The organism is Paenibacillus phytorum (assembly GCF_013141715.1).
GTDB classification, from domain to species: domain Bacteria; phylum Bacillota; class Bacilli; order Paenibacillales; family NBRC-103111; genus Paenibacillus_E; species Paenibacillus_E phytorum.
On the sequence record NZ_WHOA01000030.1, the window covers coordinates 68,376 to 83,600 of the forward strand.

15 protein-coding genes and 1 pseudogene are annotated in these 15,225 nt (G+C 43.9%); 4 read left to right on the forward strand and 12 right to left on the reverse strand.

Features of this window, described 5'->3' with window-relative positions; all coding sequences use genetic code 11:
- Nucleotides 1-38: 38 nt before the first annotated feature.
- The 6 genes from GC098_RS05030 to GC098_RS05055 all read right to left on the reverse strand — a co-directional run bounded on the left by GC098_RS05030 (nucleotide 39) and on the right by GC098_RS05055 (nucleotide 5,359).
- The gene (locus GC098_RS05030) at nucleotides 39-866 is read right to left on the reverse strand and encodes a carbohydrate ABC transporter permease (RefSeq protein WP_171641519.1); all 828 of its coding nucleotides are present in this window, start codon (nucleotides 864-866) and stop codon (nucleotides 39-41) included.
- Nucleotide 867: 1 nt separating this feature from the next.
- A complete protein-coding gene (locus GC098_RS05035; protein ID WP_171641521.1) occupies nucleotides 868-1,752 on the reverse strand; it encodes a carbohydrate ABC transporter permease in 885 nt (294 codons plus the stop codon).
- 112 nt (nucleotides 1,753-1,864) lie between these two features.
- On the reverse strand, nucleotides 1,865-3,229 hold the full coding sequence (locus GC098_RS05040; protein ID WP_171641522.1) for an extracellular solute-binding protein: 1,365 nt from the start codon (nucleotides 3,227-3,229) through the stop codon (nucleotides 1,865-1,867).
- Between the two features lie 255 nt (nucleotides 3,230-3,484).
- Nucleotides 3,485-4,054 (reverse strand): 50S ribosomal protein L25, encoded by a 570-nt coding sequence (locus GC098_RS05045; RefSeq protein ID WP_171641524.1) that lies wholly within the window; start codon nucleotides 4,052-4,054, stop codon nucleotides 3,485-3,487.
- Between the two features lie 95 nt (nucleotides 4,055-4,149).
- Nucleotides 4,150-5,094, reverse strand: a complete 945-nt coding sequence (locus GC098_RS05050) for a DUF1861 family protein (RefSeq protein WP_171641526.1) — start codon at nucleotides 5,092-5,094, stop codon at nucleotides 4,150-4,152.
- Nucleotides 5,060-5,359 (reverse strand): helix-turn-helix domain-containing protein, encoded by a 300-nt coding sequence (locus GC098_RS05055; RefSeq protein WP_312879989.1) that lies wholly within the window; start codon nucleotides 5,357-5,359, stop codon nucleotides 5,060-5,062. The genes GC098_RS05050 and GC098_RS05055 overlap by 35 nt, the downstream gene beginning before the upstream one ends.
- A 208-nt stretch (nucleotides 5,360-5,567) precedes the next feature.
- Here GC098_RS05055 and GC098_RS05060 point away from each other — a divergent pair, with 208 nt between their 5' ends.
- The 3 genes from GC098_RS05060 to GC098_RS05070 are packed head-to-tail and all read left to right on the forward strand — an operon-like array spanning nucleotide 5,568 to nucleotide 8,966.
- On the forward strand, nucleotides 5,568-6,788 hold the full coding sequence (locus tag GC098_RS05060; protein ID WP_171641530.1) for a glycosyltransferase family 4 protein: 1,221 nt from the start codon (nucleotides 5,568-5,570) through the stop codon (nucleotides 6,786-6,788).
- Nucleotides 6,788-7,894, forward strand: coding sequence for a glycoside hydrolase family protein (locus GC098_RS05065; RefSeq protein WP_171641532.1), 1,107 nt, complete (start codon nucleotides 6,788-6,790; stop codon nucleotides 7,892-7,894). Before GC098_RS05060 ends, GC098_RS05065 begins: the two co-directional genes overlap by 1 nt.
- Entirely contained in the window at nucleotides 7,887-8,966 is a 1,080-nt protein-coding gene (locus tag GC098_RS05070) for a mannose-1-phosphate guanylyltransferase (protein WP_171641534.1), read from the forward strand. The genes GC098_RS05065 and GC098_RS05070 overlap by 8 nt, the downstream gene beginning before the upstream one ends.
- A gap of 7 nt (nucleotides 8,967-8,973) precedes the next feature.
- Here the strand turns inward: GC098_RS05070 and GC098_RS05075 are convergent, their stop codons facing one another.
- From GC098_RS05075 to GC098_RS05085, 3 genes and pseudogenes are all read right to left on the reverse strand, one after another.
- Nucleotides 8,974-10,179 carry an MFS transporter gene (locus tag GC098_RS05075; protein WP_171641535.1) on the reverse strand — a complete coding sequence of 402 codons (1,206 nt, stop codon included), beginning with the start codon at nucleotides 10,177-10,179 and terminating at the stop codon, nucleotides 8,974-8,976.
- Nucleotides 10,180-10,400: 221 nt separating this feature from the next.
- Nucleotides 10,401-10,493: pseudogene (locus GC098_RS05080) on the reverse strand (DJ-1/PfpI family protein); the annotation flags it as partial.
- A 16-nt stretch (nucleotides 10,494-10,509) separates the two neighbouring features.
- The gene (locus GC098_RS05085) at nucleotides 10,510-11,172 is read right to left on the reverse strand and encodes a DUF2306 domain-containing protein (RefSeq protein ID WP_171641537.1); all 663 of its coding nucleotides are present in this window, start codon (nucleotides 11,170-11,172) and stop codon (nucleotides 10,510-10,512) included.
- A gap of 159 nt (nucleotides 11,173-11,331) precedes the next feature.
- On the opposite strand from GC098_RS05085, the gene GC098_RS05090 reads away from it, so the two are divergent.
- Nucleotides 11,332-11,922: a TetR/AcrR family transcriptional regulator gene (locus GC098_RS05090; protein ID WP_171641539.1), complete on the forward strand. Its 591-nt coding sequence runs from the start codon at nucleotides 11,332-11,334 to the stop codon at nucleotides 11,920-11,922.
- Nucleotides 11,923-11,991: 69 nt separating this feature from the next.
- On the opposite strand, the gene GC098_RS05095 is transcribed toward GC098_RS05090, so the two are convergent.
- The 3 genes from GC098_RS05095 to GC098_RS05105 form a co-directional block, all read right to left on the reverse strand.
- Nucleotides 11,992-12,609 (reverse strand): SLOG family protein, encoded by a 618-nt coding sequence (locus GC098_RS05095; RefSeq protein WP_171641541.1) that lies wholly within the window; start codon nucleotides 12,607-12,609, stop codon nucleotides 11,992-11,994.
- A 253-nt stretch (nucleotides 12,610-12,862) separates the two neighbouring features.
- Nucleotides 12,863-13,888 (reverse strand): dienelactone hydrolase family protein, encoded by a 1,026-nt coding sequence (locus GC098_RS05100; protein WP_171641543.1) that lies wholly within the window; start codon nucleotides 13,886-13,888, stop codon nucleotides 12,863-12,865.
- Between the two features lie 23 nt (nucleotides 13,889-13,911).
- The gene (locus tag GC098_RS05105) at nucleotides 13,912-15,195 is read right to left on the reverse strand and encodes a Gfo/Idh/MocA family protein (RefSeq protein WP_171641545.1); all 1,284 of its coding nucleotides are present in this window, start codon (nucleotides 15,193-15,195) and stop codon (nucleotides 13,912-13,914) included.
- Nucleotides 15,196-15,225 lie beyond the last annotated feature (30 nt).

Sequence of the window (15,225 nt, forward strand, 5' to 3'; positions counted from 1 at the left end):
CTGCATTCCTATTCGTATATACGAGGATTTTCGATTCGTTAGCCCTTCACGCTGCCTGCTGTAACACCTTGAATAATTTGCCGCTGCAAAATACTATATATCGCAATGACCGGTATGACACTGATCATCACGGATGCGGTAAGAGCTCCATAGTTCATTTGAAATTTATCCATAAATGAAACAACCGCAACTGGCAAAGTCCGCAGGTTTGTACTAGACAAAAACAGATTTGCCATAATAAATTCATTCCAGTGTCCCATAAAGTTCAGAATAAATACCGTCACAAGCGTTGGCATTGTAAGCGGCATGATAATGCGCGAAAGCAAGCCATATACAGTAAGTCCGTCCATGATGCCCGCTTCCTCCAGTTCCCTGGGGATAGACTTCAAGAACGCTGCAATGACAAACACGGATAGCGGAATGCCGAAAGCTGTATAAGGAACAATCAAGGCGAGAGGCGTGTTGTAGATCCCCATATTCTTGATCATGATATACAAAGGAATGAGCAGCGACGCCGGCGATATGAGCAGCGATAACAATAGAATGCCGTAAACAATTTTGCTCACTTTAGAAAATTTCATTCTCGTTAAGGCATAAGCGATTGAAGTCGCCAGCAAGATAGCTACCGTTGTTGAAATCGTACTCACATATAAGCTATTAATAAAATAAATACCAATATTAGAGCTTGTGAATGCGTCAATGTAATTATCCAATTCAAATTTCTTTGGAAAGCCCCAAGGATTAAGAAAGACCTCTGAATTATTTTTAAATGAAGAATTGAGTATAAATAGGAGCGGATATAAGACGATAAGCAGGTAAACCAAAAGAATCAGATGCCGGAGTATGCCGCTTGTGTTTCTTCTCATATTAGTATTCGACCTCCTCTGACCTTTTGGTAATGAAATGGAAGATTAATGTCAATAGGACAGTGAATAAGAAAATGATGATAGATATCGCATTGGCGTAACCAAATAAGGACATGGAGTAGGCCTGTTTGTACATGTAAGTAGCCATAACCTCAGAGCTGCCGAAAGGGCCGCCTTTCGTCATAATAAACACGATATCCAAAGCTTTCATCGCACCTGTAATGGATAGCATCATGACGACTAAGATGACCGGACGAATAAGTGGAACTGTAATATGACGCGCCTTTAACCAACCGACGGCACCATCAATTTCTCCTGCTTCTTGAACATCTTTGGATATTGCAAAAATAGCTGCCAATACGAGAACGATATAAAATCCAGTCCACTGCCAAGCATTCGTGACCAGAATGGCCAGCATCGAATATCCCTCTTCGCCAAGCCATAGATGCGTCCACTTCTCAAGCCCCATCGCGCGTAACAGCTGATTAACTAAACCCGCGTCAGGATGATAAATGAATTGCCAGATCACACCGACAATGGCCGTCGAAAGCACACTCGGCAAAAACACGGTTGTTTTATAGAAGTCAAGAAACCTACGAGCTCCACTTATCAAAATCGAGAAAAAGATAATGATTGGGATTTGTACAAACACGGAAAAGAGGACGAAATAAATATTGTTCTTGAGAGAGATCCAAAATTTCTCATCATGGAAAGCCTTAATGAAATTATCCAAACCATTGAAGATCGGGTCGTTAATACCGTTCCAGCTTGTCACCGAATACTTCAAAGAGCTGATCATTGGTAAGATGTAAAAGACCATGTAGAGCACCACGCCTGGAACGACGAACAGCGCGTAGGCAAGCGGATTGCGTAATACTTTATTCATGTAATCCCCCATCTTTCGATAATAATGACTTGATCTGTCGCGGAGGCGCAGCTTCAATGACCATAAATCAGGACACCACCGCGTACGTGTGGTGCCCTGCGCTTATTCAATCTTATTTAGCATCTTGTGCCGCTTGCATTTTCTCGGCAGCTTTCTGCGGCGTTACTTTACCGCCCATCAGCTCTTCCATTGTACCTTCCAGCGTTTTCTTAACAGCCGGTGAAACCAATGCGTCAAATGCTGGGAAAGCGCCTTTCTTAGCAGAAAGCTGACCTTTTACGACTTCTGCAACTAAACCTGAAGCATCACCGATATCAGCTAGTTTCATGGCTGGAATGTTGCCCGATTCTTTCAAAGCACGCTTCTGATTAGCTTCCGTATAGAAGTTTTTAATAAACGCTTTAACTGCTTTTAATTCGCTGTCATTCAACTTGGAAGAGAAACCGTAGCCGTTTGACCAACCGCCGTTGATCATATCATCCCCTGCACCGCCCAGGTTCGGGAAGTTAAAGAAGCTTGCGTCTGCAGCGACTGTGGAGTTTTTACCCATGATTCCACCTGCCGCCCAGCTGCCATCAAACAGCATCGCAGCTTGACCTGTGTAGAATTTGGCTTGGCCGTCCGAATATTTCGTCGCGATCACGTTTTTGTCGATATAACCTTTTTGTTTCAACTCATCCAGCTTCTTGAACGCCTCGACGACTGGAGCATCCGTCCACTTCGTTTTCCCTGCCGCGAAGCCTTCTTGGATTTGTGGTCCGCCAAGACGTACGAACAATGTGTTCGCAAGCATGTTAATGACCCAACCATCGCCAGCGCCTCCAGCCATGGCAATCGGAGTTATCCCTTTTGCTTTAATCGCTTCACAAACTTTCAAGAATTCATCCCACGTTTTTGGAACCTGAACACCTGCATCCGCAAACATTTTTTTGTTGTAGAATACGCCTTCAACATATCCCGCTCTAGGAAGACCATAGATTTTGCCATCAACGGTGAACTCGTTCAAGTTCATGAATTTGTCTTTCAAACCAAGCTCAGCGAGAATCGGCGTCAAATCAAGAAGACGGCCTGCTTTGGAATAGTTCTGGGTATCCGCTCCACCGAAAAGGTCAAAAATAGGCGGCGGGCTGCCAGCCTGCATCTCAGCTTTAAGCTTCGTATCGCGATTGACAACATCCTCAACGCCATCCAGCTCAAATTTCAACCCAGGTACTTCAGCTTCTGTTGCTTTAACTACATCCTGCAAGATAGCAAGGTTCGATTTCGCCGTATCTTTGATTTCTATGTGGCGCAGAACCATCTTGAATTCTTTCGGCTTTGCCGTTTCAGCCGGTTTAACCGAAGCAGCGGGAGCAGCTGAAGCAGGAGCGGTTGAAGATGATGCCGTCTTTGTGTCCCCGCCCGAACCGCACGCTACTGATGTTGCAGCCATTGCCATAATCATCGCCAAAGATAATGCACTTTTCGTCTTTTTCATTCTTGACCTCCTACAGATCGTTAACTATTTGCTTACACTTTGATTATAGAAATGGGAGCTGGTAAATTATAGTCTGTCATTTCGAGACTGTAGGGATAAAATTCTCTATTCTGCCTCATATGGCATACATGAAGGAAACCAAAAAATCCCCTTGCAAGCAGAAGTGTCTAAGCTCATGAATCCATGAACTTAGACACTTCCCGCTGTAAGGGGATGTAACCATGCTATCTATATTTAATGTTTGATTGATTTTTTCTAGGCTGTTGCTTCGACTTCCTCATGCACGGTTTTGATTTGAATCATAACCGTATTCGGATCCGTCAACACTTCAATGCCATCCTTGAAAATCAGGTCGGAGACGAGAAGCTTGTCGCCAGCATCTAGACTACTAATATCCACTTCCATCGAAGTCGGCAAATCACCAGGCATACAACGAACTTCTACTTCATAGATTTCGATTTGCAGTACCCCGCCAGATTTAACGCCAATTGCCTCTCCAGAAAACTGGATGGTCACTTTGCTGTCCATGATTTCAGTCATGTTCACATGATGAAAGTCGATATGCAGCAGATTGCCAGACATAGCATCCCTTTGGACGCTCTGAACGATGACCGGAATTACTTTTTCATCGGATGTATTGCCTTGCAGGATAGCTCGTGGATTTTTTTTCAAAATATCCAGCATTTCTTTTTCATTTACTTCTAATGATAAAGTATCTTTACCAATCCCATACAACACAGCCGGGATGCGCCCCTGTTTTCTTGCTTGATTCATGTGGGACTTTGTTTCACCAGTGCGCTTGTTCAATTGAATAAATTTACTCATTTGTTTGTTTCCCGCTCTCTTTGACCATAAATTCTTGTCACACCGATTATAACATGACCATAAAATCTAGTCAAACTTTGATGAAAACCCACTCGTTACTCTTCATACTCCATAAATGGATCAGGGATCTCAATCTGATAAGCCTCAGCATCACTAACGCCAACAGAAAGTACGGCTCGCCCATTGCCTGACCGTATAAGCCCACCGCTAAAAATAACATCTTCAAGATCAGGCCGTTTGCCAGGACCTCTAGGAAAATCACTTCTTGCTGCAATAATTTTCATGGGTGTTTTCTCACAGGTCTCAGGATTTATCGAAAAGACCATGGAATAGTAATGCTTGTTTCCTACGGTATCGAAGCAGGCTATATGTCCCAGAATGCCTACATGACCATTCCCCAGTAAATGCGCTTCGTTTGCACCGCCCCATTCTTCAGACACAAATTGCTCACTAAGAATTTCCGCATTGATGAAGGTTTGCTCATTGAGCTCCTCCAGCGAGTTGATGATTGTAAATCCAATCTGCCCTCTTCCACCTCTTGCTCCTTGCGGTCTAGTAAATACACCTACTCTACCGTCGGCAAGCTCAATTAGACGAATATCCTTCATCGTACCGGGTCCAGATGAGAAGTGACACAATGAATCTATGTGAAACCCACGATAAAATTGGGTAACCCACGACACAATCTTACTCGGATTATCGACAGCCGTAATGACTTCAACTCCGCCAACTATTAGTTCACCTTTGATGATCGTCATACATGGATCCTGCAAGTTATAAGTGTGAGTATGTATTCGGGGACTCCAAACCTGATTCTTGCATGTAAAAAAGAAGACTTGAGAGAACTCACTATCCCGTTCCTCAACTCTTCCTAAGATGACTTCCTCCCCGTCGTACTGAAACGGGGCCGTTATATTGTATACATCGCGATTTCCAACTCCAGAGAACACTAGTTTCTGCACTTTTGTTAATCTGGGATTTGCATAAAAAGCTTCCAGAAGCTGTTTACAGCTCTCTGTTGTTATCGATTTCCTTGTCATTGACGTCCTCCTGATAATCCATCGATGCATCTATCGTCCAATCACTTTCCTCATCCATTTCGATGCCAATGAGCTGCCCAGGCTGGACATTAAAATACAGACAAAGCTTCAGTAATAAATCCCTAGGATACTGTACCATCTCATCCTTATACATCCGCCGAACGGAGTCAAAGTGGTAGTTAATCTCTTTAGCGAGCCTGCGTATAGATAATTTGGGGTCGTGATTTTCCATGACTTCTTTTAGTTTACTGCGTATGACTGACACACATACACCTCCTCCATAAATATATAGGGTATGCAAAGGAGAGTCAATGAATTGACAAGAAAAAATGGTCATGTTATAGTGAAAACAGGAAATAATTTGGAATTTTCTGAAAATAAAATACCCCTTCCCCCAAAAGAATTAAAGATCTATCTTTAGATTCTTTTTTTTGTGTTCCAAAAAATCTCGAACCAACATGGAGGCTCATTATATGAAGTATACAAGCAGCAATAGGAATATCGTTTTTCTAGGCACTAGCCAGCCAAGAGAATGCGGCATAGCTACATTTACACAAGATTTATTAGATGAACTCCAGCACATCAAAGGCTTTAACAAGCCTCGTATCATTGCAATCAATAACAACGAAACTTACGACTATCAAGAGCAAGTGATGAGGGAAATTGACCAACATAAGCTATCAGATTATATAGAAACGTCCGATTATCTTAGCTCGTCAGACGTTGATCTTCTCGTTATCCAACATGAATTCGGTATTTACGGCGGAGAAAGCGGTGAATACTTGATTCCATTCGTCGAAAGACTGACTATTCCGTATGTCGTCATTTTTCATACCGTGTTAACCAAACCTTCTGCCAAGCAGCGTCACATCATGAACCGAGTTGCAGAGCTAAGTGTTAAAGTTGTCACGATGGCGCAATCTACAGTAACCGATTTGATCTCCATATATGGCGTTGATGCTGCCAAAATCGCTTTCATTCATCATGGCGTACCTCATGTCAAAACCGGATCAAGATCAGAACTTAAAGAGCAATATGGCTTTGCAGATCGAAAAATATTATCCACCTTTGGGTTTTTAAGTCCTGGTAAAGGAATTGAATACAGCATTGAGGCCATGCGCGGAGTGGTCAAACAGCATCCGGATTCTCTCTATATCATTTGGGGGAAAACACATCCTGTCGTTAAACAAGAAACAGGCGAGGTATACCGACAAAAGCTGATGGGTCTTGTGGAAGAATTTGATTTAACTCGTAACGTTCGCTTCGTCGACAAGCTTTTGACGCAGGATGAAGTCATTCAATCGCTGGTCATGTCAGACATTTATATAACTCCTTATTTAGGCAAGGATCAGGCCGTTAGCGGAACTTTGGCATACGGAGTCGGTTACGGAAGGGTTATTGTCTCCACACCTTACCGATATGCCGAGGAAATGCTGGCAGAGGGCAGGGGCTTACTGGCAAACTTCCGCGATTCAGCCTCCTTGGAAGCTTGCATCCTTCAATTACTGAATAACCCTACTAGAATAGCTGAAATGGAAAATCGTACGCTCGAACTCGGAAGAACCATGCTGTGGAACGAAATTGCCAAAACCTATGCCGCCATCTTCCAAGAAAAAATACTAGTTTCAGAGTCAACTAATGTAAATACTTACGATGCCAGTTTTGCTAAAGTAAAACATTTAGGAGTGATTTAATGCAAGTACAAACGATACGGCAGTTTAAGTCCGATTACATGCGCAGGATAACCGATGATACAGGCATTTTTCAACATACCAAGTTTGGAGTACCCGACCGGTCGAAAGGTTATACGACGGATGATAACGCACGGGCATTAATCGCAGCCGTTCTATTGTACAGCAGCCAAAAAGATTCCAGCACGTTAGACCTCATTCATACTTATATTTCCTTCATTCACCACGCACAGAATACAGATGGAAATTTTAGAAACTTCATGGATTATAACCGTTCATTCATGGAGGATAGCGGCTCTGAGGATTGTCAAGGACGCACACTATGGGCATTAGGATTCGCTCTCGCTCATTCCTCCTTGCTCCCCGATAATGTACTTAATACCTGCCGTTATTTAATCAATCAGGCATTACCGCATATTGAAAAGCTAGGTTCTCCCCGTGCTGGAGCCTATGCGATAATCGGTCTAAGTTATTTAATAGAAACCCCTGATGCTTTAACTTACTCCTTCCCCTATCCTCACGCGCCAAGTACCGCAGAAGAAAAGGCTTTTCTACCAAGAGCATTCATCATCAATGTGATCGAAAAAATAGCGGTCCGACTGCACAATCAATATGTTCGCAATAAGGGTAACGATTGGAATTGGTTTGAAGACAGCCTTACTTACGGAAACTCTATGCTTCCATGGGCACTTTTAAAAGCATCACATATTTTAGAAAACATTAGTTTGAAGGAAACGGCTAAGGAGAGTCTGGATTTTCTAGTATCCAAAACCTTTGCTAAAGAAGGATATTATAAGCCGATTGGCAGCCATGGCTGGCAGTTGCGAGGTGAAAAAGCCGCTCTCTACGACGAACAGCCGATTGAGGCCTGTGAAATGCTTCTTGCTTGCAAAGAAGCCGCGATCGTACTCCAAGACCCTGCTTATCTGAAGAAAGCAGCCTTATGCTACGAATGGTATTTAGGCCATAATTCGTTAAAAATTTCTCTTATAGATCCTCAAACAGGAGCTTGTTATGATGGCATCCATGCCACAGGGCTGAACCTTAATCAAGGCTCTGAGAGCATCATTTCCTTCTCCATTGCCCATTTGGTGATGCATCATGAATAAATTTGCTACCATCCTTGCAGGCGGGGGCGGAACTCGTTTCTGGCCGCTGTCTAGGCAAGAGATTCCAAAGCAGCTTCTAAATATTAGTGGAAATGATATTATGCTAAACGATACGATCGAACGATTCAAAGGCATTATCCCTCAAGAAAATACCGTTATTGTAACGAATCGTTCTCAAGCGGTTCTGCTGGAGAGCATCATGCATAGCAGTGTATCGAAAAGCAACATTTTGATCGAGCCCGTTGCTAGAAACACGGCTGCAAGCATACTTTTCGCGGCATTATCTATAGAAAAATCACACGGAGATTCCTTAATGGTCGTATTGCCTTCCGATCATTATATAACCGATGAAGAACAATTTCGGCTCACCTTAGACGAAGCCTGTACGGTCGCGATGAAGACGGACAAAATCGTTACCATCGGAATTAAACCGACATTTCCATCGACCGGGTACGGTTATATCGCCTTTGATAAGGAACCTATCTCTTCAAATCCTGTTGCCGTATACGAAGTAGCCGAATTTGTAGAAAAACCTAACTTTCAGAAAGCACAAGGCTATCTGTCATCAGGTAATTATTTATGGAATAGCGGCATATTCATTTGGAAAACTTCCGTCATTATTGATAATTTCAAGCGTTACCTGCCTCGGTTGTATAAGACAATGCTTCCAATCAGCGATTATTTGGGCACGGATCAGGAAGAGGAAATCATTAGTAACATCTATCCAACGCTTCAAAACATTTCGATTGATTACGGGATCCTTGAGCGCTCCGATGAAGTCGTTGTTCTGTCTGGTCAATTTGGCTGGAATGATATCGGCAGCTGGGATGCGCTCGGCGCGATCTTCCCTCCGGATTCATCTGGAAACATTATTAAAGCAAATCATATGGGCATAGATACACGAAATTCGATCATATATGGAAATGGCAGACTAATCACGACAATTGGCGTAGACGGCTTCATCATTGCCGATACGGGGGATGCACTGTTGATATGTCCCAAAGACAAAGCACAATCTGTTAAAGATATCGTCGACCTACTGAAGGAAAAAGGAATGACCGAGTATATTTAGCCAGCCCTTACTCTGGTGAAGATGATGGAACGGCCGCCACTTTGGGGCCGCGGTATTTAAAGAAGAACGCCACACAGATAAGCGCCAAGCCGTTGATGGCAAAAACGAGCGGAATACCGATCCAGCCGCCCAAAAAGCCACCGATAATCGGACCGCTCATGGTTCCAAGCTGCGTAGCGGATTGATTTAAGCTAAACGCTCGGCCTCTAAAGCTGGAATCCGTAAATTTCACGATGAGCGCGTTTAACGCCGGGTAGACGGCAGCAAAAAACAACCCATAACTAAACCTCAGAATGCCAAAGGCTAGCAAGTGGTGAGTGCCTAACTGAAGCAGATTCCCTATTCCTCCGCCAATTAGGCCGATGAACAGTGTTTTGGAGTAGGTGATTTTCTGTCCGAGTTTCCCCCATCTCGGTGCTGCAATGACGGTTGCGACTCCGACAGCAGAGAAAATAATGCCTGAACTCAGCGAAGCTGAGCTTTGGCTGCCACCCATTTGCAGCACATAGATGGTAAGCAGCGGCTCGACAATCATGACCGAAGTCGCTACCAACATGGTGACACCTAGAATCATCATGAAAGGGCGATTATGAGCAGCCGACTTCAAATCATCCATAACACCCGATCTCGTAGCCGAGCGGTTAAAGTTCGTTTCCTTAGCCCCAAACAGCCCGATAAAGGCTGCGACTAAGACGACACACCCTGAAACTAGAAACGATTCTCGGTTTCCCACCCAGTGGCTGACGAATCCGCCTACCAGCGGACCGATGACACTTCCGGCGGCTCCTGCCGTTGACATAACCCCCAGCGCATAACCCACTTCTTTTTCAGGCGTGTTCGTGGCTACTAAGGCAATGGAAGCAGGAACAAAACCGGCAAGCAATCCCTGAAGAATACGAACTACAAGAAATACGTAAGGATCATGGACGAAAAAAGTCGCAAAATAAAGAACGCTTAGGCTGAAGCCTGAGCGAATCAGCATTGGTTTGCGGCCATACTTGTCCGCCAAAGAGCCCCAAAAGGGCGCGATTAAAGCACTAGCCAAAAAGGTGATGCCAAACGTAATACCTGACCATGCTTCCAGTCCTTTATCAATGCCGAGCTCCGTGTGCAGAAAGATAGGTAAGAAAGGAACCGAAATCGTATACGCCATGCCGCAGAAAAATACACCGATCCATAAAGTGATGAGATTACGTTTCCAGGAAAATGCCATGTGTTTACCCCCTGATGCTTGATGACTGAAACCGTAGATATACGAAGAACTCCCGACAACCATGCTATATTATGTATATTTTATCATATTGTTTGAAGATTAGAAATTCCATCATGAGTTGCCCCATTAGGAATAGAAAAAGAGGATGGTTGCTCGTACACGATAAATGTACAAGCAACTTCCTCTTTTGGCCTGCTCAATCTGGTTGATTTACAAGTCCCTGCATACATTTTAGCCGCACAGAACACTTCATAAGGAGCAATCGCATCAAGCAGATCGAAACCATCAAATAAAACGATTTGTACATGCATAATAAATCATCTCCATCCTTTATTTAACTGTTACATTCGGTGCTTTGATATACACATAACGAATCACAAGTTCCGCTAGAATGAAATTAAGTAGGATTGCTCCATAAACACCAAACGTATAACTCGACTCATACCTCAAACCAACTCCTTCATGGAGAATAAAACTAATAAGATGAATGAACAGATTTGTGAAACAGAAAGCATAGCTGCGAACCATCCACTTCCGATGCTTGCTGACTTGCTTGCGTTTAATTTGGACAATCGCTGTAATGGTCATGGCGAACCAGACGATACTCACCAGATTGAAAGCCATGCTATTGATTTTTCCGCCAGTTGAATACGGAGCCATGTAACCCGAGGTCAGAACAACGACAAAAACAAAAATAACGTATAGATAACCATTGACTCTATGAAATTTGCGAGCGTTGCGTAAGATCTTGCTTGAGAAATTAAGCGCCCCTGTCAGCATAGCCAAACAAGCAGCACCTACATGAATATGCATAACGTTTAGCCAAATTGGAAGATTCATAGGACGTTTGAGATTCATTTTATGAGTAAGAAAAGCAGCAGCTTGTGGATCAAAAAATAAATTCGCCAACACAACGTATACCATGTAAATAATTAAAGCTGACAGGAGCAGCGGATACGCGTAGCTCTTAGTCGGTTTTGCCATTTTAGCCATAGAAACCTCATCCTTCTCGTTAATATGTAAGCTGAATAGATATTTTAGAGACCGAACCGTACGGTCTTTTTTTATTATACAACGATCTATGCTATGATTCACTTATAAAATGTTACAATATTACGAGAGTGTCATTGTCTCTGAGAAAGGATATTGCACATGCGTAAGGGTGAAAAAACACGATTGCATATTATTATGAAATCCGCTGAACTATTCAACGAAAAGGGCTACGCGGGTTCAACCATACAGGATATTATGACGGTAACCGGCCTAACCAAAGGCGGGATTTATCGGAGCTTCGCGAATAAGGATGAGATTGCGATTGAAGCTTTCGCTTACGCTGGACAAGTGCTCTGGGGACATTTTGCTGAAGCGGTTGAAGGTGCGTCTACAGCAACGCATAAAGTCCTTGCGATGTGTGACGTGTACAGCGATACCGTGCATAATCCCCCTATTAAAGGTGGATGCCCTTTTCTCAATACAGCGGTAGAAAGTGATCATTCCTTTCCAATTCTGCGAGATCGTGCGGTTGGGGCTTATGAGCAAATGTTAGCCTTCATCCAAGGGATTTTGTTAAAGGGAGTCGAAGACGGTGAATTTCGATCTGATCTCGACACCGAATCCGTCGCTTCTTTCCTCTTCTCATCCATTGAAGGCGGCATCATGGCAAGCCGTTTGACCCATGACAACAAGCATGTCAGTTATGCTAGGAGGAATATTGAACTGCTGCTGACTACTTTTACAAAGTAAGCTATACACCATTACGAAAAAATAGCCGTCTCCCAAGGTCTATACCCTTTTGAGACGGCTATTTTTTGTTTATATTTCTTCAAAATCCGTAGGGTTACCGGCGTCGGCGAAATCGAAGTCTCCAGCCAGATCTCCCGACTGGTCCCCCTGTTCATCTTCGGCAATATTTTGTAAATCATAGGCATTAATCGTGATAATCGGGTAGGCATGATTCGCAGCAATCTGCGCTGCCTGCTGTTTCATAAACTTGGGTGACCCCTCTGTATCTTCATCATAAACAAGAATGATGCCGTCCGAATTACGGAGCAGAAACTTGTCTCGTTCCTTAAACTGCCAAGGTCCTTCATATTTGGTTTTTGTCACGCTGTTCACGTAATTCGCGCGTTCCATGACGCTATTATAGCTATTTTTTTTATCATCGCTCCATTTTTCTTCTTGCTCCAGAAAAGGGGTAACGATAGCTAATTTCAACTCTGGGTAGGCGCCTCCTCTAAGGTCAAGCACAGCCTCAGCCGCCCACAATTCGACCCCCCATTGTCCACTCACAACGACCCATTCTAAACCTTCATCCATAAGTGCGATGAGTCTCTTTTTGATCGCTTTTTTGATAATCGGAATGCCTGGGTGCTTTAATGAAAAAATGCCCAGCTCTGATGCTTTATAACCCGTTATTAAGACTCGTTTCAAAAGAGGTACACCACCTTGTTAACTCTATCTATCAGGTTAACATAGATAGGCCTCGATATAAAGAAAGCGGTTATAAAATGCAAGATTGAACTGCTGAAATGTTAATTAAGGCCATGGAGAGTGGATTTCTGGCTTGGCGTGAAGAGATCCGCAAATATGATACATTGCGAATGAACGGGACGGAATAAGAATCAAACATCGCGCATGTGAGTAACGCAAAAAGAAGAGCCTCAGCTCTTCTTTTTCTGTACCATTAAGATTCTAAAGCCTCAATCAGCCAAGGGTAGGCGTGACTCCCATTCACTTCATGAACACCTTCAAAGAGATGAACCCCCAACTTTTCAGCTGCACCAGCTTCAGCGTACACCTGCCGCAAATACTGAATCGCCACTTCCACTGTTTCTATCGGAAAAATAGGATCCTGCTGGCCAGATTCAATGAACAGCGGACGAGGAGCAAGTAACCCGAGTAATTCGGGGAGCTCTGCATATTCCAAAACACCAGGCAAGTAATTATCAATGCAGTGGTGAACATGCATAATGCTTCCTTTGAACGTATTCACAAAGGCGCAGAGTACAATAGCTTTGATTCGTTCATCTATTGCAGCAGTATATGCGGCGATTAGTCCGCCTCCTGAGAAACCGAAGCATCCCACTCTTGCTGGATCCACATCCTCGCGTGACAACACATAATCGAGCGCCCGCCGCGCTTCATGCACACGCAATCCCGCCAACGATATGCCATATAAAAGCAGATGTGAAGCAAGTGTTTGACAGGATGAATTTCCGACTTGCCCATCCTTCTGATCCGCAGCCAGTCTTCGATCTCCAAATCCGATGATCTCAGGTACGACCACTATGAAGCCGCGTCTCACTAATTCCAAGGCATAATTGCCGTGAAGATCCGGCTTACCTGTGTTTTCAGTTCCATTCGGATGGAGCCCAACAATCTGCCGACTACCGTAACCATGTCCGTGCAAAGCCAGCACTGCTGCCGTCCGTTTGGTCATTCCTTTAGGTAACAACACATAGACCGGAACTCGAAATCCCCAAACCGTACCGAATTCGATACGCTCTCGAATATGATCTTCGAGCTCAGTGCGCTCTAGGAGAACAGGACGAAGCTCATCTTGTTCTTCCAAAGCTATATCTAGAGACTTGATCAGGCGCCCCTTCAACCTAATCTTGGTCTGTTCAGTATTCTCGGCCCGTTTCTGCTGCAGACGTCTATTCTCGTAGGAGTGATAAAGATTTTCCATGATTGAATCTGGATTCCACAAGCATTCCCACCTCCGTCCACCTCTTAAAAAGTAACCAGCTTATCCACCGCAACCGGTTGCCCCGTACGCAGGGAAATATTCCCGGCAATACCGGTCAAAATCGACATCGCCCCATCAACATGAGAAGCAGCTCGCTCAAAGCGATCGTCGGATGGCTTATCAAAAATATCTTTCAAGAGCACAGGATCACCGCCACCATGACCGCCAACACCTTCTTCAATTTCTACTTTATAAGGAGCCGCGAACATCGGAAATACCCTGATCGTCTTTTCCTTCAATGCACCTTCATCCTCTTTAAGGCCACCAGAATTTACGTAGGATTTCTCAACAACTTTCATTTCAATACGACCCTTGCTGCCATTGATTTGTACACTAAAGCCTTCCCAAGGCATATAAGCATTAAGTGAGTAGGTGAGAATGGCTTTGTTTTTATATCGGACCATAACTCCCATTGTATCTTCAATACTAATTCCATCGCCGAAAACGCTCTGATCACGTTGGTAGCCATCTTCGTGTTCCGCATCTAAGTATAGACCCTTGAGGTTTTTATTTTTATCTAAATGGAGCGCAAAAGGATCACCCTTCGCGTTTTCATTCCCTGTCGCACGTTGATAAAAGTTGGTCACGCCGCGCTTCTCGGCATTTTCTCTGCCATAGAACATCAAGCCGCCCATCGCAAATACCGTCTCCGGACGTGTCCCTAACCAGAAGTTCACGAGATCAAAATGATGCGTTGATTTGTGTACAAGTAAGCCTCCGCCATTACGTTTATCGCGATGCCATCTGCGGAAATAGTCCGCCCCATGTTCGGTGTTCAGCAGCCACTCGAAATGGACAGAATGAACATCACCTATCGTACCGTCCATGATTAACTCACGAATTTTCGTATTGTGCGGAGCGTAACGGTAATTGAATGTCACGCGAAGCTGCCGCCCTGTGCGTTTAATGGTATCGAGAATTTCTTGACATTTCTCTTCATCCACTGTCATCGGCTTTTCCGAAATAACATCGCAACCAAGCTCCATCGCCTTGATAATATACGTATGATGCGTGCGATCAACGGAGGTGACAATGACATAATCAGGCTTTTCTTTGCGAATCATTTCCTCGAACTGATCTGCTTTATACGTGGGAACAGCGTTATATTCATATTTATTGACGAGTAAGCCATTTGTAAAATTCATTCTCGTTTGATTTATATCGCAAATCGCAACTAGCTCTGACGTTTCCTGAAAATCCTTCACAATAGCGCCATAGAAAAATTCTGCTCTTCCTCCGGTACCGACTAGTGCATAACGCTTTTTCATAAAAAGTGAACCCCTCTCGAGTTTGGATAT

Bases quoted from the DNA above. Each gene is read 5' to 3' on its own strand.
- GC098_RS05090 (WP_171641539.1), top strand. From the start codon at position 11,332: ATGCGTAAGGGTGAAAAAACACGATTGCATATTATTATGAAATCCGCT.
- GC098_RS05040 (WP_171641522.1), bottom strand. From the start codon at position 3,229: ATGAAAAAGACGAAAAGTGCATTATCTTTGGCGATGATTATGGCAATG.
- GC098_RS05035 (WP_171641521.1), bottom strand. From the start codon at position 1,752: ATGAATAAAGTATTACGCAATCCGCTTGCCTACGCGCTGTTCGTCGTT.
- GC098_RS05085 (WP_171641537.1), bottom strand. From the start codon at position 11,172: ATGGCTAAAATGGCAAAACCGACTAAGAGCTACGCGTATCCGCTGCTC.
- GC098_RS05060 (WP_171641530.1), top strand. From the start codon at position 5,568: ATGAAGTATACAAGCAGCAATAGGAATATCGTTTTTCTAGGCACTAGC.
- GC098_RS05030 (WP_171641519.1), bottom strand. From the start codon at position 866: ATGAGAAGAAACACAAGCGGCATACTCCGGCATCTGATTCTTTTGGTT.
- GC098_RS05065 (WP_171641532.1), top strand. From the start codon at position 6,788: ATGCAAGTACAAACGATACGGCAGTTTAAGTCCGATTACATGCGCAGG.
- GC098_RS05105 (WP_171641545.1), bottom strand. From the start codon at position 15,195: ATGAAAAAGCGTTATGCACTAGTCGGTACCGGAGGAAGAGCAGAATTT.
- GC098_RS05075 (WP_171641535.1), bottom strand. From the start codon at position 10,179: ATGGCATTTTCCTGGAAACGTAATCTCATCACTTTATGGATCGGTGTA.
- GC098_RS05050 (WP_171641526.1), bottom strand. From the start codon at position 5,094: ATGACAAGGAAATCGATAACAACAGAGAGCTGTAAACAGCTTCTGGAA.
- GC098_RS05070 (WP_171641534.1), top strand. From the start codon at position 7,887: ATGAATAAATTTGCTACCATCCTTGCAGGCGGGGGCGGAACTCGTTTC.
- GC098_RS05045 (WP_171641524.1), bottom strand. From the start codon at position 4,054: ATGAGTAAATTTATTCAATTGAACAAGCGCACTGGTGAAACAAAGTCC.